Origin of the sequence: Fictibacillus terranigra, from assembly GCF_030412265.1 — a bacterium.
Taxonomy (GTDB): domain Bacteria; phylum Bacillota; class Bacilli; order Bacillales; family Fictibacillaceae; genus Fictibacillus_C; species Fictibacillus_C terrinigri.
This window is the reverse complement of the sequence record NZ_JAUHLN010000004.1, coordinates 169,908-191,971: the sequence shown is the minus strand read 5'-3', so window position 1 is coordinate 191,971 and position 22,064 is coordinate 169,908. Positions and strand designations below refer to the sequence as shown.

The window sequence follows — 22,064 nt, the reverse complement described above, 5'->3', positions numbered from 1 at the left end:
AGTGTGATAAAAGTTGGATTGATGCGCCATTTTAAAGTAACGAGAGGGTATCCAAAAGGGTTTTTTTCATCTGATGAATTGATGGAGTGGGTAAAAGAATATGATGCGTCTGAAATAGAGGAAAATGAAGCGGATTTAGGCGGTGTAGATTGGAAAACCTGCTATTCCAGCGATCTTTCAAGGGCGGAGAAGACCGCCCGCCGTGCATTTGATGGAGAGATCATCTTTTTGGAGAGCCTTAGGGAAATTAAGCTTTCACCGTTTTTTCGATCCAGAGTGAAACTGCCGCTGATGATCCACCTCCTTTTTATACGTTTGGCATGGCTGCTGAAGCACCCCTCTCAAAGTCCCGGCAGACAAGAAGTCGTTCAGCAGATCCGTGACACGCTCGATAAAATCCTTCAGGAGCCGGAGAAAGATATATTGATTGTCGGCCATGGCGGCGTGATGATGTTTATGCGTAAAGAGTTATTGAAACGGGGGTTCACCGGACCGAAGCTTGGCAGGCATATTGAGAATGGAAAAGTATATGTTTTCGAGAAATAAACACGAGGAGCTTCTGGTTTCTGTATGGTTACATGCAGTGAGCAGGAGTTTTTTTAATTCCGGCATCACCAGGCCATGAGGAGTTTTTTCCATTAAAAAGCCAATGAAAGCCTTATCATTTTCAATTTATACTAAATATTTTAACTATTTGTTCAATTCCTCTTGTTTGCACGTTCTATTGCTGTTATGATAATGAACATTCAATTTAAAAGATCACCTAGAAGGAGCGCAGCATCATGAAGAAAATATTACTGATCTTAATCATTTCCCTTCCTTTCCTCGCACAGCTGGCAGTTTTGCCGTTTGTAAATCGGATCGAACCTGTCATTTTAGGACTTCCGTTTCTCCATTTCTGGCTGTTCCTATGGATCGTTTTAACCCCTTTATGTACATTTGGAATCTATCATCTTCAGAAATCAAAGGGAGGCTTGCATTAAAATGCAGGGAAATCTTACAGCACTGTCCATTACCATCTTTGTTATTCTCACTGTCGTTTTAATCGGTTTCCTGGCCGGAAGGGATAAATCTGTCCGAAGTTCGGTTGAAGAATGGTCCGTCGGCGGAAGGCGCTTTGGCGGATTGCTCGTCTGGTTCCTCGTGGGAGCTGATCTGTACACCGCCTACACGTTTCTCGGGCTGACAAGCACAGCTTATTCTGCCGGAAGCCTTGCCTTCTTTGCGATTCCATATTCCGTACTCGCTTTCTTTATTTCTTACTTTTTTCTTCCTAAGCTTTGGAAAGTGGCAAATCATCATAAATTGACCACGCTGGCTGATTATGCGCGGGAACGGTTTGACAGCAAGCTTCTTTCTGCGCTCATCGCCATTGTCGGTGTGCTTATGCTCATTCCTTACATCTGTCTGCAGCTCAGCGGAATTCAGGATACGCTTCAAGTAGCCGGAACCGGTTTTATAAATGTTAAGGTCGTTGTCATTACGTCGTTCCTGCTCGTTGCTCTTTATACCTTTTTCAGTGGAATCAAAGGTCCAACCTACACAGCGATCATTAAAGATGTTTTGGTGTGGGCCATCATGCTGTTTATGGTGGTATCTCTTCCGATCATCCACTTTGGCGGCTGGAACCCGATGGTCGATCAGATCGTAAAAGAAGCGCCGCAGCTGTTAACTATTCCAAATTCCGGGCCGAAGGGAATCCCTTGGTTCATTACCGCTTCACTCGTTTCTTCGCTGGCACTCTTCATGTGGGCCCATGCAGCAACCGGAATATTCACGGCGAAAAGCGGTGATGCCCTCCGCAAGAATGCGATGTTTTTGCCGCTATACAATATCGTTTTAATTCTCGTGGTTTTCCTTGGGTTCATTGCTTTTCTCGTCCTGCCAAAAGGGACCGATCCGCGCTTTGCTTTATTGAGCCTGATCCAAACCTCTTACGGCGGTGTTGCTCAAGGACTGGCCTATTCAACGATCGCACTGGCATCACTCATCCCTTGCTCGATCATGGCGATTGGTGCATCGAACCTGTTTGCCAATAACATATACCGTGACTTGATCAATCCGCAGGTGAAAGCTTCCAGATTAACGATGATCACGCGCGGAATGGTATTCGTTGTGATTGGACTGGCTCTGCTGTTCGGCCTCGTCTTCCCTTCTGCTCTTGTTTCCTTGCAGCTTTTAGGTGTTTCAGGCATGGTGCAGATTTTTCCGGCGATCGTCATCAGTCTATTTTGGAAAAATCAAACAAGAGAAGCGACCATTATCGGATTGCTCGCAGGACTGGCTGTTACATTTACCGTTTACGCAACCGGCACCTCGTTTGGTATCTATGAAGGATTCTGGGGAATTGCAGCTAACTTCCTGACTGTACTTGTGCTGAATCCGTTCTTTGTGAAGAGAGCTCAAGCTTCCAGCACCCCGGTGAAGGACTACCTGTTTAACCAGCCGGCCGAAGAAGCGCACCCCGAGCGAAGGGGCGCATAAGTAAAAAAGAACAAAGCAAGGTGCCAGGCACCGCGTTTACACACTTGTGTAATTGCGGTGCCTGGCACCCTTTTTTATTGTCCTTCATTCCCCTGCAGATTAAATTTTTTCATCCGATATTGGAGACTTTGCCTGCTAATGCCTAAATGTTTTGCAGTGGCGGATATGTTATATTTATTCGTTTTTAATACTTTTTGAATATAGTACTTTTCAATCATGTCCATTTGTTCCTTTAGCTGCACTGTCGGTTGGGCTGTATTCAGCATGAATTGTTCAATTGCAGAGTCAGATGTAATCACTTCTTTAAACTTCGATTTATTTCGGTATTGAAACGGCAGATGAGAATAATTGATGGAATCCTCATTAATGATTAAATTCATCGCACCCTCAATAACATGCTCCAGTTCTCTTACATTTCCAGGCCACTCATATGCAAGAAAGGATTCCATAACTTGTTCGTCGACCTCTCTTACATTCATTTGAAATAACTCATTATACTTATCAACAAAGTTTTTCGCCAGCTGCGGGATATCTGCTTTCCGGTCGCGGAGCGGAGGAATGAAGAGCGTGACTACTCCTAAGCGATAAAATAAATCTTTTCTTAAATGCTGATTGGCAATCGCATCTATTGGGTCCTCGTTGATGGTAGCAATAATTCTTACGTTTATCGGAGTGTCCTTTGTATCCCCGATGCGTCGAATGGTTTTCTCTTGCAAAACCCTTAACAGTTTTGCCTGTAAATTCGGATTAAGAGAATTAATTTCATCTAAAAGCAACGTTCCTCCTTCTGCTTGCTCAAACAATCCCGGATGCTCAGTCGCACCGGTAAATGCACCCTTTTTTGTTCCAAACAGCAGGCTTTCAATCAAGTTATCAGGAAGAGCCGCGCAATTTTGCGAAATAAATGGTGCGGCGGAACGAATACTTCCGTTATGGATGCTCTGCGCAAACAGCTCTTTACCTGTACCGGTTTCACCTACAATAAGTACGGAGGAAGACGTTCTTGTTGCTCGCTTTGCGTTTTCGATGACCTCTAATAAAGGTGGGCTGCTCCCTATAATGCTTTCAAAAGTATATCTGGCATTTCCCCTGCGGCTAATATTCTGGCGAATGAGCCGTTCAAGCTTTGTAACATCTTTTGCAATCTCTACCGCACCGGTAATTTCACCATCTTTAATCACAGGAAATGTATTGTTAATGGTTGTGATTTCTTTGCCTTTGTTATTAAAATACGTTTGCTTCACATTCCTTGTTTCTTTTCCTTCTTGTAATGCCAGTACGAGTGTACTGTCCCCCTCTTTCGTAAAACGAAACACATCCAATAAATTCTTATCAAGCACATCATGAATATCCATGGATTCAATTTGCATCATTTTTTGGTTGTAGATGATCGTATTTCCTTTTTCGTCAACCACATGCAAACCAACGTCTATTTCATCGATGATTCTTTTTAAAATCAGATTAAGGTTCTTAAAATTATGAATCTGATCCGTCATGGACAATCCCCCAATGCTGTTCTATATGAAGTGTATATGAATCACCCTCTTATATGCAAAGATTTTTTGCATGCAGGCTGCAAAATAATCATAACAGTGCAAAATTTTTCTGCGATCATTATCTTAATAAGGCCCATTTGCTGCAAAGCCAGCTTTGGCACGAAACTTGCAATATGAATAAATGAAAATAAAATTGGAGGGATTTCAATGACAGTCGCATACAAACACGAACCATTTACAGATTTTACAGACTTAGAAAATAAGAAGGCGTTTGAAGAAGCATTGATGCTTCTTCAAACTGCTCTGGATAAAGAATATCCCCTGATCATTGGCGGGGACCGCATCACTACAGAGGAAAAGATCGTATCCATCAATCCCTCGAACAAAAACGAAGTGATTGGTACGGTTTCCAAAGCTAATCAGGATTTAGCAGAGAAAGCGATGCAAGCCGCTGTTTCTACATTTGAAACATGGAAAAAGTGGGAGCCGGAAGCACGAGCTAACATTTTGTTCCGTGCCGCAGCAATCATTCGCCGCCGCAGGCATGAATTCTCCGCTTACCTCGTAAAAGAAGCCGGGAAACCATGGAAAGAAGCAGATGCGGACACTGCAGAAGCGATCGATTTTCTTGAGTTTTATGCTCGTCAAATGGTCAAGTTAAAAGACGGCGTGCCTGTGAACAGCCGTGCAGGTGAAATCAACAAGTTCAACTATATTCCACTTGGAGTGGGTGTGATTATTTCTCCATTCAACTTTCCGTTAGCGATCATGGCTGGTACGACGGTTGCTGCGATTGTCGCCGGCAACACTGTTCTGCTTAAGCCGTCCAATACAACGCCTGTTGTGGCTGCGAAATTCGTAGAAGTGATGGAAGAAGCAGGCCTTCCTGCCGGCGTATTAAACTACATTCCGGGAAGCGGAGCAGAAGTCGGCGACTATTTGGTGGACCATCCGAAAACTCGCTTTGTTTCTTTCACAGGTTCTCGCGAAGTGGGCTCCATATTTATGAGCGCGCGGCGAAAGTTCACCCTGGCCAAATCTGGCTGAAGCGTGTAATCGCGGAAATGGGCGGAAAAGATACGATGGTGATCGATAAAGACGTGGATACGGATTTAGCTGCTTCTTCCATCGTTTACTCTGCATTTGGCTTCTCCGGACAAAAATGTTCGGCTGGATCCCGTGCCGTTGTCCATCAGGATGTGTATGATGAAGTGCTTGAAAAAGCAGTGGTGCTTACAAAACAATTAACCGTCGGAAATCCCGTAAGCGCAGATACGTACATGGGACCGGTCATCGATCAAAAAGCGTTCGAAAAAATCATGAGCTATATCGAAATCGGAAAAACGGAAGGCCGATTGGCAACAGGCGGAGAAGGAAATGACTCCAAGGGCTACTTCATCCAGCCGACCATCATTGCCGATGTCGACGAAAAAGCGCGCTTAATGCAAGAAGAAATCTTCGGTCCTGTGGTCGCATTCTGTAAAGCAACTGATTTCGATCACATGATGGAAATAGCAAATAACACAGACTATGGCTTAACAGGTGCGCTAGTCACCAACAACCGTGAGCACATAGAGCGTGCCAAGCAGGAGTTCCACGTTGGAAACCTCTATTTCAACCGTGGATGCACAGGTGCGATCGTTGGTTATCAGCCATTTGGCGGATTCAACATGTCAGGAACAGACTCCAAAGCAGGCGGACCTGACTACTTGATCCTTCACATGCAGGCAAAAACAACTTCAGAGACTCTATAAATCTTATAAATGAGAGGAGATTTAAAAATGAATCAAACGAAAACAAAAACAGAAGAGATCATTGATAAAACATCACAGTTTGGAGCGAACAACTATCATCCGCTTCCTATTGTTATTTCAGAGGCCGAAGGTGTGTGGGTAAAAGATCCTGACGGAAGCAATTACATGGATATGTTAAGTGCTTATTCAGCCGTGAACCAGGGACATCGCCATCCCAAAATCATTCAAGCCCTTAAAGACCAGGCTGACAAGATCACTTTAACTTCCCGTGCTTTTCATAATGATCAACTTGCTCCTTTTTATGAAAAAGTAGCAAAATTAACGAACAAAGATATGATTCTGCCAATGAACACGGGTGCCGAAGCTGTAGAAACAGCCATTAAAGCTGCCCGCCGCTGGGCTTATGATGTAAAAGGAGTAGGCGGCAACCAGGCAGAAATCATTGCCTGTGAAGGAAACTTTCATGGCCGGACCATGTCCGCCGTTTCCCTTTCTTCAGAGCAGGAGTATAAACGCGGTTTTGGACCTATGCTTCCCGGCATCAAGCTGATCCCTTATGGCGATATTGAAGCGTTAAAAGAAGCAATCACACCAAATACGGCAGCCTTTTTAATCGAACCTATTCAGGGAGAAGCGGGTATTCTAATTCCTCCTGCAGGTTTCTTGAAACAGGTGGCTAAAGTGTGTGAGGAATATAACGTTCTATTTATTGCGGATGAAATCCAGGCTGGCCTTGGACGCTCCGGTAAAACATTTGCCTGTGATTGGGATGAAGTTGAACCTGACATGTACATCCTTGGGAAAGCACTGGGCGGAGGAGTATTTCCCATTTCCTGCGTCGCCGCCAATAAAACTATTTTAGAAGTCTTTAATCCGGGTTCACACGGTTCAACATTCGGAGGAAATCCTCTCGCTTGTGCCGTTTCCATTGCAGCACTGGAGGTGCTGGAAGAAGAGAAGCTTGCAGAACGTTCATTGGAACTCGGAAACTACTTTATGGATAAATTAAAGGAAATCAACAATCCCCTCATTAAGGAAGTGCGAGGAAGAGGATTGTTTATCGGTGTAGAACTTCATAAGCCTGCCCGCCCTTATTGTGAGAAATTAAAGGCTGAGGGATTATTATGCAAGGAAACGCATGAAACGGTTATCCGGTTTGCCCCTCCTCTTGTCATTACACAAGATGAACTGGATTGGGCCCTAACAAAAATTAAAAACATTTTATCTTAGCGTATAGATTTTACGGAACGAACTGACCAAGGTGTTAAATATGAAAAATGGGGTGTAATCGTGGCAGCCACAACTGTTCTTAATAAGCAGAAAAAAGAGACAAAACAGGAAAAAGAGGGATTGAACCTTTTTCAATCAACGCAGACCATCATTAAAAAGGCATTGGACAAATTAGGCTACTCTGAAGTGATGTATGAACTTCTCAAAGAGCCAATAAGAATGCTTACTGTACGCATTCCGGTTCAGATGGATGACGGGAAGGTGAAAGTGTTTACAGGCTACCGTTCCCAGCATAATGACGCCGTGGGACCAACCAAAGGCGGCGTCCGCTTTCATCCAGAGGTAAATGAAGAAGAAGTCAAGGCATTATCCATGTGGATGAGCTTAAAATGCGGCATTGTCGACCTTCCTTATGGTGGCGGGAAAGGCGGTATTATTTGTGATCCCAGAGAGATGTCCTTTAATGAATTAGAACGGCTAAGCCGAGGATATGTTCGTGCAATAAGCCAGCTGGTTGGTCCTACAAAGGATATTCCAGCACCTGATGTGTTTACAAATTCACAGATCATGGCATGGATGATGGATGAATACAGCCGCATCAGAGAATTCGATTCTCCTGGTTTTATCACAGGCAAACCGCTTGTACTTGGAGGATCTCATGGCCGCGAAACGGCTACAGCTCGTGGTGTTACCATTTGTATTGGTCAAGCGGCCAAGAAAAAAGGCATCAACATAAAAGGTGCGAAGGTTGTCGTTCAAGGCTTCGGGAATGCCGGAAGCTTCCTGGCTAAATTTATGCATGATGCCGGGGCCAATGTAGTTGGTATTTCCGATGCTTATGGTGCCCTCTATGACCCTGATGGCCTTGATATCAATTATTTATTGGAACAGCGCGACAGCTTCGGCACCGTTACGAAACAATTTGCGGAAACGATTACCAACCAAGAACTGCTTGAATTGGATTGCGATATTCTTGTCCCCGCTGCCATCTCAAACCAGATTACAGTTGAAAATGCGCATCGAATCAAAGCTTCTATTATTGTTGAAGCGGCCAATGGCCCTACCACTCTTGAAGCAACGAGAATACTTACAGACAGAGGCATTCTGCTTGTTCCTGACGTACTCGCCAGCGCTGGAGGGGTAACGGTTTCCTATTTCGAATGGGTACAAAACAATCAAGGCTATTATTGGACAGAGGAAGAAGTGGCTTCAAGACTTAATACAGTTATGGTGGATTCGTTCGAAAACATCTATGAAACGTCACAAACCCGCGAAGTCGATATGAGATTGGCTGCTTATATGGTGGGTATTCGCAAGATGGCAGAGGCCTCACACTTCCGTGGATGGGTATAAATTCAAATGAACAGCAGTAAAAATCGAGGAGGGAAATGCAGTGGTTGAAGTCATTGAACAAGTTTACAGCCCATTTTTTGGAAAAATCGAAAAGATTCTTATTAAACCTGAACAACTCGTTTATGAATGGGAAAAACTTTTTATCATTCAAACAACGGACGGAACGATCGAAGAAGTATCCGTTGGAATTAGCGGATATGTCACCTCTTTAGACGCAAAGCCGGGACAGACTGTAACGCCTCAAACGATTCTTGCTGAAATAGAAGATGACTTTCTGATTACCGGTTGCGATTAATGTCACTGCTTTGAACCGAAAAGGGCCATTTTATATCCCTTTTCGGTTCTTTCATTTACGGATTAAAAATTTTGCAGAAAGACGCAAAATTTTTAACACTAGTGCCTATTTTTTTGGCACTTTGACACTGGAATGCCCCTGTTTTTCCGTCATATTCACGAAAATTCTATTTGGCATGAAACTTGCAATTTGAATTAACAGAAAATAATAAATAGTTTATTTCTTTATTTGTAAGCTCATTCAATAAAAAAGGAGAGATGTTATGAATACATCAAATCATCAGCAGCAAGAACTCAAGCGCACGATGAAATCCCGTCATTTGTTTATGATTTCACTGGGCGGAGTGATAGGCACGGGTTTTTTTCTTAGTACAGGCTATACGATCAATCAAGCTGGACCAACAGGTGCAGTTCTGTCCTATTTGGTTGGCGGTTTTATTATGTATTTAACGATGCTATGTTTAGGAGAACTGTCCGTGGCCATGCCTGTTTCAGGTTCTTTCCAAACCTACACCACCCGATTTATCGGCCCAGCAACTGGATTTGCGGTTGGCTGGCTTTATTGGCTGGGATGGGCAGTAACAGTAGCTCTTGAGTTTTTATCGGCAGGACAGTTAATGCTGAGGTGGTTTCCTCACTCTCCAGTTTGGATGTGGTGTGCCATCTTTGCCGTATTATTATTTGTTTTGAATGCCTTATCAGCTAAAGCATTCGCGGAGGCTGAATTTTGGTTTTCCAGCATTAAGGTGTTAGCCATTATCTTGTTCATTGTTCTTGGCGGAGCTGCCATGTTTGGTATTATTGATATGAAAAACGGACATTCTGCACCCATGTTTTCCCACTTTTTCGATGATGGGCTGTTTCCAAACGGTTTGGCCATTTTAATGGTAACCATGATTTCGGTAAACTTTTCTTTTCAAGGTACCGAGTTAATCGGAATTGCGGCAGGTGAAAGTGAAAATCCCGAAAAAACCATTCCTCGGTCCATTCGGCAAACAGTATGGAGAACGCTCGTTTTTTTCGTACTTGCAGTCACAGTCTTGGCTGGGCTTATTCCATGGCAAAAAGCAGGAGTTATTGAAAGTCCATTTGTCGTAGTATTTGATAACATTGGAATTCCCTATGCGGCAGATATTATGAATTTCGTTATTTTGACAGCACTATTATCAGTTGGAAACTCGGGGCTCTATGCGGCAACACGTATGTTGTTTTCACTTTCTCAGGAGGGTATGGCCAGTCCCGTCCTAAGTAAATTAAATAAAAGAGGCATACCTATGAATGCATTGCTGCTTACACTGGCGATTGCCTGCCTTTCCCTTTTATCCAGTGTTGTAGCAGCGAAAACGGTCTATGTCTGGCTGCTGTCCCTTGCCGGTTTAGGAGCCATTGTCGGCTGGATTGCCATTTCGGCTTCACAGTTATTTTTCCGGAGAAAGTTTATTCGTGAAGGTGGCCGGGTAGAAGATTTGAAATTCAAAACGCCTCTTTACCCTTTCCTGCCGCTTCTTGCTCTAACACTTAACAGTATTGTGGTGATCAGCCTCGCATTTGACGCTGAACAGCGCATGGCTCTATATTGCGGACTGCCATTTTTAATCGGCTGTTATCTCCTTTATTTTCTAAGAGTAAAGAAAACCCAAAATAACAAAAAAGTTCAGCAAAGCCTGCAATTAAAAGAAGAAAAACAAATGATCATCTAGCATACCGGGTGCCAGGCACCGCGTTTACACACTTGTGTAATTGCGGTGCCAGGCACCTATTTTGCTATAGATCTTTGGCGTGAAACGTATCCCCGCCTTCAATGCGACCGTTATTGAAACCTTTCTTGAACCAACGCATCCTTTGCTCGGAACTACCGTGAGTGAAGCTATCCGGCACAGCATACCCTTGTGCCTTCTTTTGAAGCGTATCGTCACCTACAGCACTTGCCGCAGTGACCGCCTCCTCAAGATCCCCTTTTTCAAGCAGATCCATTCCCTGGGCATGATGCGCCCAGACTCCGGCAAAATAATCGGCCTGCAGCTCTACCTGAACCGACTGAGCATTCGCTTGTTTCTTGCTCAGGTGCTGGCGCGAGTTCTGATCCATCGTTCCCAGCAGATTCTGCACATGGTGCCCTACTTCATGGGCAATCACATATGCCATCGCGAAATCACCGGGTGCCTTAAACTCATTTTGCAGCTCCTGATAGAAACTTAAATCAATGTACAGCTTCTGGTCACCCGGACAATAGAATGGCCCCACTGATGACCCCGCCGTTCCGCATGCAGACTGGACACTGTCGTTATATAGGACAAGCTTCGGCTTTTTGTATTCCTTCCCCTCTTTCTTAAACTCCTTTGTCCAGACATCCTCAGTGTCAGCAAGGACAACAGACACAAAGGAAGCAAGCTCCTTTTCCTCACCCGTTTGCTCGTAAGGGGCAGATTGATTTGAACTGTCGTCCGTCATACTGTTCAGGAGATCTCCAGGATTGCCGCCAAACAGCATGACGATCAGAACGACCACAATGCCCCCTATTCCTCCTCCAACGAGTGTTCTGCCTCCCATACCTCTCCGGTCCTCAACATTCGTGCTCTGTCTTCTTACCTTCCATTTCATACTATTCCTCCCAGCAACAAATCAAGTTACTAGTGATATACCCTACATTGAGTAATTTAATAGGTGCCAGGCACCACGATTACACACTTGTGTAATTGCGGTGCCTGGCACCTCTCTATGCTATGCTTTCAGCTTTTCTTGCCTTTCAAATTCATCTGCTTCTTCTCTTAGACGTCGGGCTTCCCTTTTCAGTGCATCCTTCAGCTGTTCTCCTGTACTGGCCGCTCCAAAATGCGTGACGGCTGCTTCGTTCATGATCTGCTGGTAAGCCTCTTTGCTTCTGCTCTCCCAGGTCTGTGCCTTTGTCAGCACACGGTTTCGATCCCATCTCAGCTGGTCCAGTGTTTGCATCAATTGATCCACCTTGCCATAATACCAGTCGAGCATATCCGCCTGATACCTGTTTTTTTGCTTATCAAACAACGTTACCTCATCCTCTGCTGTTTATCTTTCCTTATTGTAAAAAACATATTACGATGAAGGTATTGGACCAAATTCCTAAAAATTACTATTTTGTAAGAACAATTACCCAAATGGCGGCTGTTTTGAATCTATCTTTTTCTATATTCCTTGACGCTGGCATTTCCATATAAGCAGGAAAGGTGAACCTTGATGGAGTAACTAAAAAATATCACTCGAACATAGGAGGAATTACATTGAGTAACCGTTGTACGATCCGAAAAGCAACAGAGGCAGATGCCGAACAGATCCTCATCCATACAAAGAAAGTTATTGAGTCGTACCCTGACTTTCTTGCTACCAGTCCAGAAGAATTCAAGACCACTCTTGAAGAAGAGAAAGAGTGGATCGCCTCTCATGAACAGCACGGATTGCTCCTTGTGGCGGAAGTTCAGGAAAAGGTGATTGGCCTTTTGAACTTTCAATTATCCACGAGAAAGAAGTTTTCCCATCAAGGAATGTTTGGCATGAGCATCCAAGAGCCTTACACCGAACAAGGCATCGGCAGCTCATTACTGCAGCATCTTCTGGAGTGGGCCAAAAAGGACGAACGTGTCGAAAAGATTTCTCTGGAGGTGTTTTCCAATAACAAAAGAGCTCTCCATCTGTACGAAAAATTTGGCTTTAAGGAAGAAGGCAGACGGAAAAAGAACGCTAAATTACGTCCCGGCCACTATGTAGACGACATCTACATGAGCCAATTTGTGTAACAGAATATTCCTGAATCATGATTAACTGCGATCTTTAGGGGGTAATGATGAACAAAACCAATTAAAGGAGGCAGTTAACATGAAACTGGAAGTTCTGTGCGATGTGGAAAACTGTAAGTACTGGGCAAAGGGTGACAAGTGTGTCGCAGACTCTATCTATGTCATGGGTCTTCATGGAAAAAATGCTGCTGACATGGAAGAAACCGCCTGTAAAACCTTTGAACATCGAGAATAGACGGGCAATAAAGATGCCGCTCGCCGTACAGCGCAGCGCATCTTTTTTGTGTTCGTTTTTACAGTTCCCTCATTTTTTTATCCAGTTTTTCAAAGGCGCCCTTCAGCTTCTCTTTTGGCACTTCGGCGTATCGATCACCAATGCTTACCTCAAAACAGCTCGTTTGGCCGTTAACCTCTCTTATATGTCCGCTCAGTCCAATACCTGACTCTTCATATAACTCGGCCAGCAGCGACTCCATCGTTCCTTTCGGCGCTTTAAAATGAACATGAAACATGTTGGAGACAGGCTCGGCAGGCCTTAAGTAAACCCGATGACATTCTTTATAAAAATCAGCAAGCTCCTTTGCCTCTTTATAATACTGTTCCATTTTCTCCTGACGCTGGTTGAAATAATAGTTGGCACTCAGGATGTAGGGATAAAGGCTGATAAGATCTCCGCCATGACGCCTTTTCCATATCTTCGACTGTTCTGTGAACTTATGGCCACCGGCCAGAACCGCTCCCGCAATTCCACCGATCCCCTTGTACATAGAAATATAGACACTTTCAAAGAGTGCGCACACTTCTTCCGCCGATTTTTGGTAAAAAGGAAGAATCTCAAAAAGCCTTGCCCCATCCATGTGCAGCCGTATCCCTTTTTCACGGCAGAAAGCAGAAATTTCTTGAAGCGTTTTATAGTCCGGCAGCTGTCCGCCGATTTCCCGCTGCGGCAGTTCCAGCAATAAACAAGCAATATCTTCTTTCATGTTCACGACATCTTCCAGTGTGATGACACGATTCTCATCGGCCAGCAGAACCGGCTCAATGTGATGCAGCTCCTTCAGACCATCTTCCTCATGAATTTCCAAATGGCTGAGCGGATGATACGCGACCCTCTTGATGCCTTTTTCATCACACCAGATTCTGAGGGCAATCTGCTGGGCCATCGTACCGCTAGGAAAAAACACCGCTGATTCTTTTCCGAGCACCTTAGCCATCTTTTCCTGAAACTCTTCAATGACCTTCCCGCTGCCGTACATATCACTTTCCAGGACAGAGTCGTAGCCTTCCAGGGCTTCTTTTAATACCTGCACGCTTCTTGGACTGTGGCCGCTGACGTGATAGTCCGCCTGTTCGAATGCTTTTGTAAATGTATCGCTCAACTTGTCTTTCCCTCTCTCTTTATGAAACTTCCTTGTTACTATTCTGTTTTGGAAGGCCTGACCCTTTAATTTTGGGGAAGAAGGTTTTTGTTCTGCCGATGGCGAACTTTTAAAAAGTTTGAGTTTCAAAATAACGAGGAGAAAGGAGGGCCGATGAATACATCGCGGCTTTTACAACCTGTTGATTTGAGTTGCCAGAAAAGGGAGGTATTCTTTGATGAAAACGCAAATTGAACAAAACGGTATCGTAACCCTGCCCGAAGATGTAGCTAATAGTTTAAGTGACAGTGAATTGTGGAACGATGATCTGCGGCCTACAACAGAAAAGGAGCATTCCTGGACCGGTCTGAACTTTGCTACCCTATGGATCGGGATGTGTTTGTGTATTCCTGCCTACACCATGGCCAGCGGAATGATTTCCCTTGGCATGAACTGGTGGCAAGCCATCGGAACCATCTTTCTCGGAAATGTGATCGTTCTGATCCCGATTCTGTTAAACTCTCATGCCGGTACAAAATTCGGCATACCGTATCCCGTTTTTGCCCGGCTTTGGTTCGGATCAAAAGGGGCACACATCCCTTCGCTCGCCCGTGCGGTTGTCGCTGCCGGCTGGTTCGGAATCAATACCTGGATCGGTACGACTGCCATTGATGCCCTGTTATCTGCATCCTTCCCGGCGTGGAAAAACCTGACCGGCCATACCGCCATCATTTTTGCTTTATTCTGGGCGCTAAACGTCGGGGTAGCTTACAAAGGGCCAGAAGCCATCCGAATCTTAAGCTTAATAGCCGCTCCAGTAGTCGGAGTCTCCTCGATTATCCTGATGATCTGGGCGTTCACTCATGCTGGCGGCTGGGGGCCGATTTTATCCACACCATCCAAATTCTCAACAAACGGCGAGTTCTTAAAAGTATTCTTTCCCGCACTGACAGGGGTCATTGCTTTCTGGGCCACACTCGCTCTCAATATTCCAGACTTCTGCCGCTACGCCAAGAACCAGAAATCGCAAATGATTGCACAAAGCTTCTCACTTCCTCTCACCATGAGCATTTTCTCTTTCATAGGTATCGCCGTTACCTCTGCTACCGTTGTTATTTTTGGTTCAGCAATTTGGGATCCTGTTCAGCTGCTTGCGAAATTCCCGCCATTTATTATCTTCCTAGGAACCATTATTATCGCCATGGCATCCCTTACCATCAATGTCGGAGCGAATATCGTAGCTCCTGCCCGTGCGGTAGAAAACCTTTATCCAAAACGGATCACATTCGGACTCGGAGCACTCATCACCGGATTATTCGCCATCCTCATGCAGCCGTGGTACATCATGTCCAATTTCGGCAATTACATTTTCGGCTGGCTCGGAACATATGGTGCGCTGCTCGGCCCGATCGACGGCATCGCGATCGCCGACTACTGGCTCGTGCGCCGCAGACAAATGGCTCTGAAGGAGCTGTATGAACTGAACGGCCGGTACAACTACTCGTCCGGCTACAATAAAAACGGTGTCTATGCCCTGATTATCGGAGTGGCCATACCTGTTCTCGGCCTCATCGTACCCGGCCTCCGCTTTTTATGGGATAACGCCTGGACCTTTGGCTTATTCATCTCCATGTTCGCCTACACCTACTTGATGAAAGGCGACCAAAGTGTCCTGCGTCCGGGTGAATACGAGAGTATCACCGAGGTAAAAGCCGAAAAAACAATGGAACCTATTGCAAAATAAAAAAAGGGGCGTGCCTTTGCCGGCAAGCCCTGTTTATATGTTCAGCTTATAGATTAAAAACTTCTCGTAAGGATTTTTTTCATACAGATTGTTCAAACGAACTTCCTCTTTCAATTCAAAAGCGGTCTGATCATCCAAAAAGTAAGTGTACTCCTCCGTTGCATAGTATAGGATCAGCTCCACTTCTCGAGGCGAGTCCTCCACTGACAAAAGGATATTAGAAATCACTTTCATAAAAATCGGCATCGAAAACGGATTAAAGAAATAGAAACGATTGTCTTCGGGATGTACGGGATATTCCTGAGCCAGCCCCAGGTGAAAATAGATATCATCCCTTCTTTTGTGATGCTTTTCCACGTACTGTTTCATATTCTTCAGCGCTTCCTGATAAAATTCTTCATTCATCTCCACTCCGATGACGCTTGCTTGCTGAAAATGATTCATGTAAAAGCTGACCCTCCCCTTGCCGCATCCAAAGTCAACAAGCCGGTCGGTGCTCTTCAATTCATAATGTGCGGCCAATTCCTCCAAAGCTGCATACGGTGTCGGTTCATAACGGTGGTAATGGGAAGCCGGATAAAACCATTTTTGATCCCCAACCGTTTCTATGCTAAGCAATGCGTCAAATTCCTGTTCTCTCATTTAGAGTGCTCCAGTCTATTTATCTTCCTTTCATTTTAATACACAAAAAAGAAAGCACCTAACAAAAGATGCTTTCTTGATTTTTATCACTGGCTGATTATAGGTTCTCCAAAAGCTGATCCAAACGTTCCATTTGAGAAGAGAATCCTTCGACGACTCCCATTTCCTTGACTTGCTGAAGAGCCTCCTCCGTCGCAAATTCGGAACGGTTGATGACTCTCGTTGCACCTTCATATTCCATAAATTCAATGGTTATCAGCATTTCCGGCATGCCTTCCATCTCATTTCCTTCCGCATCGGCAAAGTAATCTTTGTACACGATCTTCTGAGGCTCGATAATCTCCTGGTAGACCGCTTTCCCGCAAGATTCCTGGCCGTAAAAATCACCCTGGTTCTTATCCATACATTTCATGCAGTATAGCCATACGCCGTTCGGCCGAAAGTCAAACTGGCGAATTTCCGTTTCCCAGCCTTTTGGCCCCCACCATTTTGACAGGTGTTCCGGCTGAGAGAAAGCCTTGAACACAAGATCTCTCGGGGCGTTAAACACTCTCTCAATCACAAGAACCTTACCTTCGACAGCTGTTTTTAACGAATTTGTTCCGTAGTTTACTGACATTTTCATTCCTCCTAAGTTTGGTAACCGTCTTTTCCTTGCATTTCAAGCAAAAACTCATCCAAACGATCAAACCTTTCCTCCCAAACCTGTTGGAAGGAACCTAGCCATTCATCCAGTTCTCTGAATGGCAGCTGACACAGCTTGTAGATTCGGCGGTTTGCCATTGCGTGAACCTCAACAAGGCCAGCTTTATGTAAAACTCGGAGGTGTTTAGAGGTTTGTGGCTGGAGAAGACCAAGCCGTTCAGCTACCTCCCCTACAGTGAGAGGGCCCTCACGCAAAAGCTCAATAATCTGTAAGCGCTTAGGCTCGGCAAGTGCAGATAATGTAGCAATGATGTTCGCGCTCATTGATCGTTTCTCCTTTCATTTCAAACATACCTCGAAACGAATATTCCTGTCAATGAATATTAAAAAAATTATACCGTTCACCGTTCGAATAGATTCCTATTTAGCGTATACTATTAAATAATGACACTCTTTGTCATATATTATGAGTACTGGGAGGTTCTCTATGCGCGCAGATCGGCTCATTGCCATCCTCTTGTTATTGCAGAACAAAGGAAAGCTGACAACCAAGGAATTGGCGGAGCAATTAGAAGTTACACCGCGCACCGTTCATCGGGATATGGAATCCTTAAGCGCCTCGGGAATTCCCGTAGTGGCTGACCGCGGAAAATCAGGCGGATGGCGGCTGCTTGAAAAATACAAGACCAATTTGACCGGCTTGAAGGCCAATGAACTGAAATCATTGTTTATCTCCCCTTCCGTCCAGCTGCTTTCTGACTTGGGAATTACTCAAGACTGGAACGATGCTCGCGAAAAGCTCCTGGCTTCCATCCCCGCCTCCTTTCATCAAGAGGCCCTCGATGTGTGGGATCGAATCCATGTAGACACAAGCTCATGGAGGCAGTCTCCTGAAAAAACTACCGCCTTCAGAACATTGCAGGAAGCCATTTGGGAAGAGAGGAAATTGCAAATCCTCTATGAACGGGCAGACGGCGAAGCGAAAGAACGTGTCGTAAATCCTTTAGGGTTAGTAGCGAAAGGCAGTACATGGTATTTAATCGCCTCTGTGAATGAAGACATTCGAAATTATAGAATATCGAGGATTACATCAGCTGTTAAAACAGAGGATGCTTTTACACGACCCGCGGATTTTAATTTGGCGCAGTATTGGGAAAGCTCGACAAAAAGTTTTATGAAAGCTCTGCCTACCTACGAAACAGAAGTTGAGCTGTCTCCGTCCATTGTTCCCCGTATCAAATTCACAGGACGCTTTATGCAGAATATAAAATTGGACGCACCTTTAAATGATCGATGGGTTCCTGCCACTATCTGCTTTGATACAGAACAGGAAGCTGCAGAGTTCATCCTGGGTTTCAGCAACCAGGTCAGGGTCATCCGTCCAGAAAACTTAAAGCAAAAGGTGTATGTGATGGCTAAAGCTGTAGTTAAGATGGTGGATTATGATTAATTTATACAACTAGATGTTCGAAGGAATATTCCCCCCCCTGTTGAAAGGTATAGATGAACATATACAGAAACGGAGTGAGTGGAATGGAGCAGCAGAAAGCGGTTCAGGACGTGTATACAGACGATTATTCATGGTGTTATGGATGTGGAAGGCTGAATAAGGATGGCCACCATTTCAAGACGAAATGGAATGGGGATCAAACGGAAACGGTCTATATGCCTCAGCCTGAACATACGGCTGTACCAGGATTTGTTTACGGCGGAGTAATCGCCTCTCTTATGGATTGCCATGGCACAGGATCTGCATCCCTTGCCTTGCATCGAAATAACGGGCATGAACCAGGTGACGGCGCAGAACCTCCAAGATTTGTGACCGCCTCGCTGAAGGTGGACTTTATGAAGCCCACCCCGCATGGCAAGGTATTGAGAGCTTCCGGAACGTTGGAAGAGGTTCATCCGAAGAAGTGGAAAGTACATACGGAAGTATTTGCAGGCGATACCCTTTGTGTCAAAGGAGAAGTCATAGCGGTCGTCATGCCGGACTCTTTCCTGCAAAACGCAAAAAACACCAATCCCTAAAAGGTTGGTGTTTCCTTGTTTTATCTAATTTTAACGTAAGCCACAATGCCTTCCTCTTCATCAAGGGCCAATTCGAGGCCTGCTGAAAAAGAATTAATATTCATCTCGTTATCCAAATAGAAGCGGATCGCTTCAATCAGGTTCGCTTCAATTAAAACTTGTTTTCTTCCGCCAACATGCACTTCCGCGGAAAATCCATAGTCATCATCATACAGCAGTTCAACTTGTACATCTTCAGCCTCTACTTCTTTTTTATGAGCATGGAACAGGCAAAGCGCATTAACGATGTCTTGCTCGTAAAGCTTTATTTGTTCCATCGGTCATCCTGTCTCCTGCGGCTGTTTCTTAAGTTCGCAAAGATTCTTGTAATGAGGGAAATGATCACTAGAACAGCGATGATGTTAATCATCAGACCAAGGAATGAACCGAATGCTCCCATGTTTCCTAATAGTCCGCCGAAAAGCATACCAGCGATTCCCCCGTAAATAAGGCCTTTCATGAAGCCGCCTTTTTTCGCTTTTGCAGAATAACTGTTATTTTTGCTGAAGAAACTTTTTTGCTTGTTTTGCTGCTGGCCCTTGTTTTGGAAAAATGAGGAGCCTCCGCTTTTACCACCGGAGTTAAATGATTTTACCCCCGAACGATAGCCTTTCGCGCTCACAGTTTGTGTCTGGTCATGGAATACAATATCCTTTACCGGCATCAGCACAAACGTCATAACCAAGGTAGCCGCAATCATCTTCTTTAACATTCTCTATTCCTTCTTCCATTTGGTAGTCTAAATCTCAACTCTTACATATACGAAAAGGATAACAAAAAGTTTCAAATAACACCAAAAATTTAATGACATTTCCCATACGGCGTAATAATATGACAAAATTAGGAAATTGATAATCAGGGGGATGCAAGATGCTCGACGATCCAACAGGTGATTTCATGTTTCAGTTTGTTCCTATTCTCATTGGGATAATCGCTATCAACGTTATTTCAACCATTGTTATTGGCATTATGAAAGGTGCTGCCCAATGGAATCATAACAATAATTCACCTGTATTCCAGCTCGAGGACGGTGAAAGAATAGAGCTCAGAGTAAAAGGCCAGGAATATGGTATGCCCGCAGAAGGAGATACAGGTGAACTCAGCTTTCAGGGGACTCGCTATCTTGGATTTAACCGGAGTGCAAATGCAGAGATCAATGAGTACTAGAGGTTTAAACACACCTTTTAAAGAAAGACTCCTCCAAGTGGATGGGTCTTTCTTTTTTACTTTATTGCTTTATTCATCACAGGAGATGAAAGATTGATCAATGAAGATGGTTTTCCAAATTCCATGGAGCGGTCGATAAAGACCTCCAATGTTTTTACTGAATCCGTTACGACCTTGATTAAATAATCATATTGTCCTGCGAGCCGATTACATTCAATGACGTCAGGATGATCTTTACAAAAAGACACAAAGGGTTTACACCTTGTTGTGTTATAGAGGATATACGCAGTTATAGCCTTATTGATAGCCTCTGGATTAACAATCGCCCTATAGCCTAAAATGATATTTTTATCCTCTAACTTTTTAACTCGCTCATTTACAGCCGGATTTGAGAGCCCTACCTTTTTTCCTAACTCTGTAATGGATATTCGCCCGTTCTCCTGAAGACAGACTAATATTTTCTCATCAATTTTATCCATCGCTGAACCTCCTTAAAAATGAAAGATATTATCTATAAATTTCATAATATTTAAAGAAAATCTCCCGTTTAAGCTTAATAAACCCATGTATAGAATTCAACATATTTCTTATAATGAATTATCTTTAACCAAGCAAAAAGGGGAGGAACATAATATGGCATTAGAAATGAAGAATGAATGCGAGAAATGCTCTAAAGCGCTTAATGGGTATTCAACAGCTTACATTTGTACGCATGAATGTACGTTTTGCGAAGCCTGTTCAGAAGAAATGGATATGATCTGTCAAAATTGCAAGGGTGAATTAGTGAGAAGACCTAAGAAGAGCATCAGAAAAAGCTGTGCGTTAACCGGGGTGAAATCCAATGAATAAACATCATGCCTTAGTTATAGTGGATGTACAAAAAGCTTTTGAACATCCAAAATGGGGAAAACGAAATAACTTGGAGGCAGAAGAGAACATTAGAAAAATCCTGAATCTGTGGAGAAACAAGTCATGGCCAGTCATACATATCCAGCATATGTCTGATCATCCTTCTTCCGTTTTCCATCCAAAGAATGCAGGTTTCGCAATAAAAGAGATTGTACAGCCTGTTGATAACGATCCTGTCATCACTAAAAAGATGAATAGTGCATTTATAGGGACTGATCTGGAAGATTATCTTAGATCAAAAGAAATTACTTCAGTTGTGATTACCGGGTTGACAACACCCCATTGTATATCAACTACTACCCGGATGAGCAGCAACCTGGGGTTTCAGACCATCCTTATTTCTGACGCTACGGCCGCTTTTGAACTGAAGGATCATATGGGTATTTCTTATGATCCGGAAACCGTCCATCAAGTTTCATTAGCCACCCTGCACGATGAATTCGCTGCAATATTCACTTCCGGCCAGCTTATTGATAAAATAAACAATCAAAGTATAATGCTTTCAACCCAATAAATGGTTATTGTATAATAGAGGTCACCACGAACATTGGTTACTGGCCATTGTAAATTACAGCAGGGGAGCCTTTTACATGATTGAGATAGATGACGCAGGAAATGGATGCCCTATATTAGGAGAAGTGTTTGCAGCGAGAAGAATGGAAACCGGGGATCACGCGGCCGTCTATGTCCCGCTTCCCTCCGAAACATCAGTAAAAATACCGAAAGAAGACTATATTATGTCTCTTCTAACCCAATTAAATGTTCCAAAGAACGAAACCGTGCTGCTCTGCAGGGGAAATACGCTGAATGGATTTGAGAATCAGCTGCAGCAAAAAGGGTTTGAGGTAAAGCGCGGCAAGGTGTCCGAGCAAACCGATAAAATTGCGGAAACCCTCTTTATGGATCAGCTTTATTCCATTGGGTTTCCGAAAGACCTCTCACTGTCCAACCGTGAATACCGTGAGTTCTATGAAATGGTAAAGATCTGGTACATTTCTCTTTATGCCGGCAGCAAGAATCTATTTAAATCGGGACGCAAAAGACCTCTAAAAACACGAGAGTACATGCATAACCCTGTTTACCATTTTCCAAATGTGCTTCGTAAGTTGTTTTACTTATAGTAAAACAGCCTCCTTAAAAGAGACCCTGCT

General features: G+C 44.0%; 26 protein-coding genes and 1 pseudogene. 17 read left to right on the top strand and 10 right to left on the bottom strand.

The genetic code is table 11. From position 1 onward, the window contains the following. Positions 1 to 3: 3 nt before the first annotated feature. From QYF49_RS18925 to QYF49_RS18915, 3 genes are all read left to right on the top strand, one after another. Positions 4 to 546, top strand: coding sequence for a histidine phosphatase family protein (locus tag QYF49_RS18925; protein WP_290401161.1), 543 nt, complete (start codon positions 4 to 6; stop codon positions 544 to 546). Between the two features lie 236 nt (positions 547 to 782). Next, on the top strand, positions 783 to 983 hold the full coding sequence (locus tag QYF49_RS18920; protein WP_425589605.1) for a DUF3311 domain-containing protein: 201 nt from the start codon (positions 783 to 785) through the stop codon (positions 981 to 983). A 1-nt stretch (position 984) separates the two neighbouring features. Next, positions 985 to 2,484: a sodium:solute symporter family protein gene (locus QYF49_RS18915; RefSeq protein WP_290401160.1), complete on the top strand. Its 1,500-nt coding sequence runs from the start codon at positions 985 to 987 to the stop codon at positions 2,482 to 2,484. Between the two features lie 74 nt (positions 2,485 to 2,558). On the opposite strand, the gene QYF49_RS18910 is transcribed toward QYF49_RS18915, so the two are convergent. Continuing rightward, complete coding sequence (locus tag QYF49_RS18910; RefSeq protein WP_290401159.1) at positions 2,559 to 3,980, bottom strand: sigma-54 interaction domain-containing protein; 1,422 nt, start codon at positions 3,978 to 3,980, stop codon at positions 2,559 to 2,561. Positions 3,981 to 4,187: 207 nt separating this feature from the next. On the opposite strand from QYF49_RS18910, the pseudogene pruA reads away from it, so the two are divergent. The 5 genes and pseudogenes from pruA to QYF49_RS18885 all read left to right on the top strand — a co-directional run bounded on the left by pruA (position 4,188) and on the right by QYF49_RS18885 (position 10,311). Then, a pseudogene (pruA, locus tag QYF49_RS18905) lies at positions 4,188 to 5,734 on the top strand (L-glutamate gamma-semialdehyde dehydrogenase). A 27-nt stretch (positions 5,735 to 5,761) separates the two neighbouring features. Beyond that, complete coding sequence (locus QYF49_RS18900; RefSeq protein WP_290401158.1) at positions 5,762 to 6,964, top strand: ornithine--oxo-acid transaminase; 1,203 nt, start codon at positions 5,762 to 5,764, stop codon at positions 6,962 to 6,964. A gap of 120 nt (positions 6,965 to 7,084) precedes the next feature. Then, positions 7,085 to 8,317 (top strand): Glu/Leu/Phe/Val family dehydrogenase, encoded by a 1,233-nt coding sequence (locus QYF49_RS18895; protein WP_425589610.1) that lies wholly within the window; start codon positions 7,085 to 7,087, stop codon positions 8,315 to 8,317. Between the two features lie 40 nt (positions 8,318 to 8,357). Continuing rightward, entirely contained in the window at positions 8,358 to 8,612 is a 255-nt protein-coding gene (locus QYF49_RS18890) for a biotin/lipoyl attachment domain-containing protein (protein ID WP_290401156.1), read from the top strand. Between the two features lie 262 nt (positions 8,613 to 8,874). After that, positions 8,875 to 10,311, top strand: a complete 1,437-nt coding sequence (locus QYF49_RS18885) for an amino acid permease (protein ID WP_290401155.1) — start codon at positions 8,875 to 8,877, stop codon at positions 10,309 to 10,311. A 64-nt stretch (positions 10,312 to 10,375) separates the two neighbouring features. On the opposite strand, the gene ypfJ is transcribed toward QYF49_RS18885, so the two are convergent. Continuing rightward, complete coding sequence (ypfJ, locus tag QYF49_RS18880; RefSeq protein ID WP_290401154.1) at positions 10,376 to 11,212, bottom strand: KPN_02809 family neutral zinc metallopeptidase; 837 nt, start codon at positions 11,210 to 11,212, stop codon at positions 10,376 to 10,378. Between the two features lie 120 nt (positions 11,213 to 11,332). Then, positions 11,333 to 11,635, bottom strand: a complete 303-nt coding sequence (locus QYF49_RS18875) for a hypothetical protein (protein ID WP_290401153.1) — start codon at positions 11,633 to 11,635, stop codon at positions 11,333 to 11,335. A 233-nt stretch (positions 11,636 to 11,868) separates the two neighbouring features. On the opposite strand from QYF49_RS18875, the gene QYF49_RS18870 reads away from it, so the two are divergent. Then, positions 11,869 to 12,381, top strand: coding sequence for a GNAT family N-acetyltransferase (locus QYF49_RS18870; protein ID WP_290401152.1), 513 nt, complete (start codon positions 11,869 to 11,871; stop codon positions 12,379 to 12,381). A gap of 79 nt (positions 12,382 to 12,460) precedes the next feature. Beyond that, on the top strand, positions 12,461 to 12,616 hold the full coding sequence (locus tag QYF49_RS18865; protein WP_290401151.1) for a DUF1540 domain-containing protein: 156 nt from the start codon (positions 12,461 to 12,463) through the stop codon (positions 12,614 to 12,616). 58 nt (positions 12,617 to 12,674) lie between these two features. On the opposite strand, the gene QYF49_RS18860 is transcribed toward QYF49_RS18865, so the two are convergent. Further along, the gene (locus QYF49_RS18860) at positions 12,675 to 13,760 is read right to left on the bottom strand and encodes a threonine aldolase family protein (protein WP_290401150.1); all 1,086 of its coding nucleotides are present in this window, start codon (positions 13,758 to 13,760) and stop codon (positions 12,675 to 12,677) included. 217 nt (positions 13,761 to 13,977) lie between these two features. Here QYF49_RS18860 and QYF49_RS18855 point away from each other — a divergent pair, with 217 nt between their 5' ends. Continuing rightward, complete coding sequence (locus tag QYF49_RS18855; RefSeq protein ID WP_290401149.1) at positions 13,978 to 15,483, top strand: NCS1 family nucleobase:cation symporter-1; 1,506 nt, start codon at positions 13,978 to 13,980, stop codon at positions 15,481 to 15,483. A gap of 33 nt (positions 15,484 to 15,516) precedes the next feature. On the opposite strand, the gene QYF49_RS18850 is transcribed toward QYF49_RS18855, so the two are convergent. The 3 genes from QYF49_RS18850 to QYF49_RS18840 all read right to left on the bottom strand — a co-directional run bounded on the left by QYF49_RS18850 (position 15,517) and on the right by QYF49_RS18840 (position 17,094). Then, on the bottom strand, positions 15,517 to 16,125 hold the full coding sequence (locus tag QYF49_RS18850) for a class I SAM-dependent methyltransferase (protein ID WP_290401148.1): 609 nt from the start codon (positions 16,123 to 16,125) through the stop codon (positions 15,517 to 15,519). Positions 16,126 to 16,222: 97 nt separating this feature from the next. Next, positions 16,223 to 16,744 (bottom strand): SRPBCC family protein, encoded by a 522-nt coding sequence (locus QYF49_RS18845; RefSeq protein WP_290401147.1) that lies wholly within the window; start codon positions 16,742 to 16,744, stop codon positions 16,223 to 16,225. 11 nt (positions 16,745 to 16,755) lie between these two features. Then, on the bottom strand, positions 16,756 to 17,094 hold the full coding sequence (locus QYF49_RS18840; protein ID WP_290401146.1) for an ArsR/SmtB family transcription factor: 339 nt from the start codon (positions 17,092 to 17,094) through the stop codon (positions 16,756 to 16,758). 163 nt (positions 17,095 to 17,257) lie between these two features. Between QYF49_RS18840 and QYF49_RS18835 the strand changes: the two genes are divergently transcribed. Both QYF49_RS18835 and QYF49_RS18830 read left to right on the top strand, forming a co-directional pair. Continuing rightward, on the top strand, positions 17,258 to 18,220 hold the full coding sequence (locus QYF49_RS18835; protein ID WP_290401145.1) for a helix-turn-helix transcriptional regulator: 963 nt from the start codon (positions 17,258 to 17,260) through the stop codon (positions 18,218 to 18,220). A gap of 83 nt (positions 18,221 to 18,303) precedes the next feature. Next, positions 18,304 to 18,798 (top strand): PaaI family thioesterase, encoded by a 495-nt coding sequence (locus tag QYF49_RS18830; RefSeq protein ID WP_290401144.1) that lies wholly within the window; start codon positions 18,304 to 18,306, stop codon positions 18,796 to 18,798. Positions 18,799 to 18,818: 20 nt separating this feature from the next. Here the strand turns inward: QYF49_RS18830 and QYF49_RS18825 are convergent, their stop codons facing one another. Further along, a complete protein-coding gene (locus QYF49_RS18825) occupies positions 18,819 to 19,115 on the bottom strand; it encodes a YxcD family protein (protein WP_290401143.1) in 297 nt (98 codons plus the stop codon). Further along, positions 19,103 to 19,549, bottom strand: a complete 447-nt coding sequence (locus tag QYF49_RS18820) for a hypothetical protein (protein WP_290401142.1) — start codon at positions 19,547 to 19,549, stop codon at positions 19,103 to 19,105. The genes QYF49_RS18825 and QYF49_RS18820 overlap by 13 nt, the downstream gene beginning before the upstream one ends. A 158-nt stretch (positions 19,550 to 19,707) precedes the next feature. Here QYF49_RS18820 and QYF49_RS18815 point away from each other — a divergent pair, with 158 nt between their 5' ends. Then, positions 19,708 to 20,004, top strand: a complete 297-nt coding sequence (locus QYF49_RS18815) for a DUF2500 domain-containing protein (RefSeq protein ID WP_290401141.1) — start codon at positions 19,708 to 19,710, stop codon at positions 20,002 to 20,004. Positions 20,005 to 20,060: 56 nt separating this feature from the next. On the opposite strand, the gene QYF49_RS18810 is transcribed toward QYF49_RS18815, so the two are convergent. After that, positions 20,061 to 20,483, bottom strand: coding sequence for an Lrp/AsnC family transcriptional regulator (locus QYF49_RS18810; RefSeq protein ID WP_290401140.1), 423 nt, complete (start codon positions 20,481 to 20,483; stop codon positions 20,061 to 20,063). A gap of 154 nt (positions 20,484 to 20,637) precedes the next feature. On the opposite strand from QYF49_RS18810, the gene QYF49_RS18805 reads away from it, so the two are divergent. The 3 genes from QYF49_RS18805 to QYF49_RS18795 all read left to right on the top strand — a co-directional run bounded on the left by QYF49_RS18805 (position 20,638) and on the right by QYF49_RS18795 (position 22,034). Continuing rightward, entirely contained in the window at positions 20,638 to 20,853 is a 216-nt protein-coding gene (locus QYF49_RS18805) for a DUF1272 domain-containing protein (RefSeq protein ID WP_290401139.1), read from the top strand. Continuing rightward, positions 20,846 to 21,427: a cysteine hydrolase family protein gene (locus QYF49_RS18800; protein WP_290401138.1), complete on the top strand. Its 582-nt coding sequence runs from the start codon at positions 20,846 to 20,848 to the stop codon at positions 21,425 to 21,427. Before QYF49_RS18805 ends, QYF49_RS18800 begins: the two co-directional genes overlap by 8 nt. Positions 21,428 to 21,503: 76 nt before the next feature. Next, a complete protein-coding gene (locus QYF49_RS18795; protein ID WP_290401137.1) occupies positions 21,504 to 22,034 on the top strand; it encodes a hypothetical protein in 531 nt (176 codons plus the stop codon). Positions 22,035 to 22,064 lie beyond the last annotated feature (30 nt).

Coding starts and splice junctions, on each gene's coding strand:
- QYF49_RS18920 (WP_425589605.1), top strand. CDS start 783: ATGAAGAAAATATTACTGATCTTAATCATTTCCCTTCCTTTCCTCGCA.
- QYF49_RS18915 (WP_290401160.1), top strand. CDS start 985: ATGCAGGGAAATCTTACAGCACTGTCCATTACCATCTTTGTTATTCTC.
- QYF49_RS18910 (WP_290401159.1), bottom strand. CDS start 3,980: ATGACGGATCAGATTCATAATTTTAAGAACCTTAATCTGATTTTAAAA.
- QYF49_RS18900 (WP_290401158.1), top strand. CDS start 5,762: ATGAATCAAACGAAAACAAAAACAGAAGAGATCATTGATAAAACATCA.
- QYF49_RS18885 (WP_290401155.1), top strand. CDS start 8,875: ATGAATACATCAAATCATCAGCAGCAAGAACTCAAGCGCACGATGAAA.
- ypfJ (WP_290401154.1), bottom strand. CDS start 11,212: ATGAAATGGAAGGTAAGAAGACAGAGCACGAATGTTGAGGACCGGAGA.
- QYF49_RS18865 (WP_290401151.1), top strand. CDS start 12,461: ATGAAACTGGAAGTTCTGTGCGATGTGGAAAACTGTAAGTACTGGGCA.
- QYF49_RS18855 (WP_290401149.1), top strand. CDS start 13,978: ATGAAAACGCAAATTGAACAAAACGGTATCGTAACCCTGCCCGAAGAT.
- QYF49_RS18850 (WP_290401148.1), bottom strand. CDS start 16,125: ATGAGAGAACAGGAATTTGACGCATTGCTTAGCATAGAAACGGTTGGG.
- QYF49_RS18845 (WP_290401147.1), bottom strand. CDS start 16,744: ATGTCAGTAAACTACGGAACAAATTCGTTAAAAACAGCTGTCGAAGGT.
- QYF49_RS18840 (WP_290401146.1), bottom strand. CDS start 17,094: ATGAGCGCGAACATCATTGCTACATTATCTGCACTTGCCGAGCCTAAG.
- QYF49_RS18835 (WP_290401145.1), top strand. CDS start 17,258: ATGCGCGCAGATCGGCTCATTGCCATCCTCTTGTTATTGCAGAACAAA.
- QYF49_RS18830 (WP_290401144.1), top strand. CDS start 18,304: ATGGAGCAGCAGAAAGCGGTTCAGGACGTGTATACAGACGATTATTCA.
- QYF49_RS18825 (WP_290401143.1), bottom strand. CDS start 19,115: ATGGAACAAATAAAGCTTTACGAGCAAGACATCGTTAATGCGCTTTGC.
- QYF49_RS18820 (WP_290401142.1), bottom strand. CDS start 19,549: ATGTTAAAGAAGATGATTGCGGCTACCTTGGTTATGACGTTTGTGCTG.
- QYF49_RS18815 (WP_290401141.1), top strand. CDS start 19,708: ATGCTCGACGATCCAACAGGTGATTTCATGTTTCAGTTTGTTCCTATT.
- QYF49_RS18810 (WP_290401140.1), bottom strand. CDS start 20,483: ATGGATAAAATTGATGAGAAAATATTAGTCTGTCTTCAGGAGAACGGG.
- QYF49_RS18805 (WP_290401139.1), top strand. CDS start 20,638: ATGGCATTAGAAATGAAGAATGAATGCGAGAAATGCTCTAAAGCGCTT.
- QYF49_RS18800 (WP_290401138.1), top strand. CDS start 20,846: ATGAATAAACATCATGCCTTAGTTATAGTGGATGTACAAAAAGCTTTT.
- QYF49_RS18795 (WP_290401137.1), top strand. CDS start 21,504: ATGATTGAGATAGATGACGCAGGAAATGGATGCCCTATATTAGGAGAA.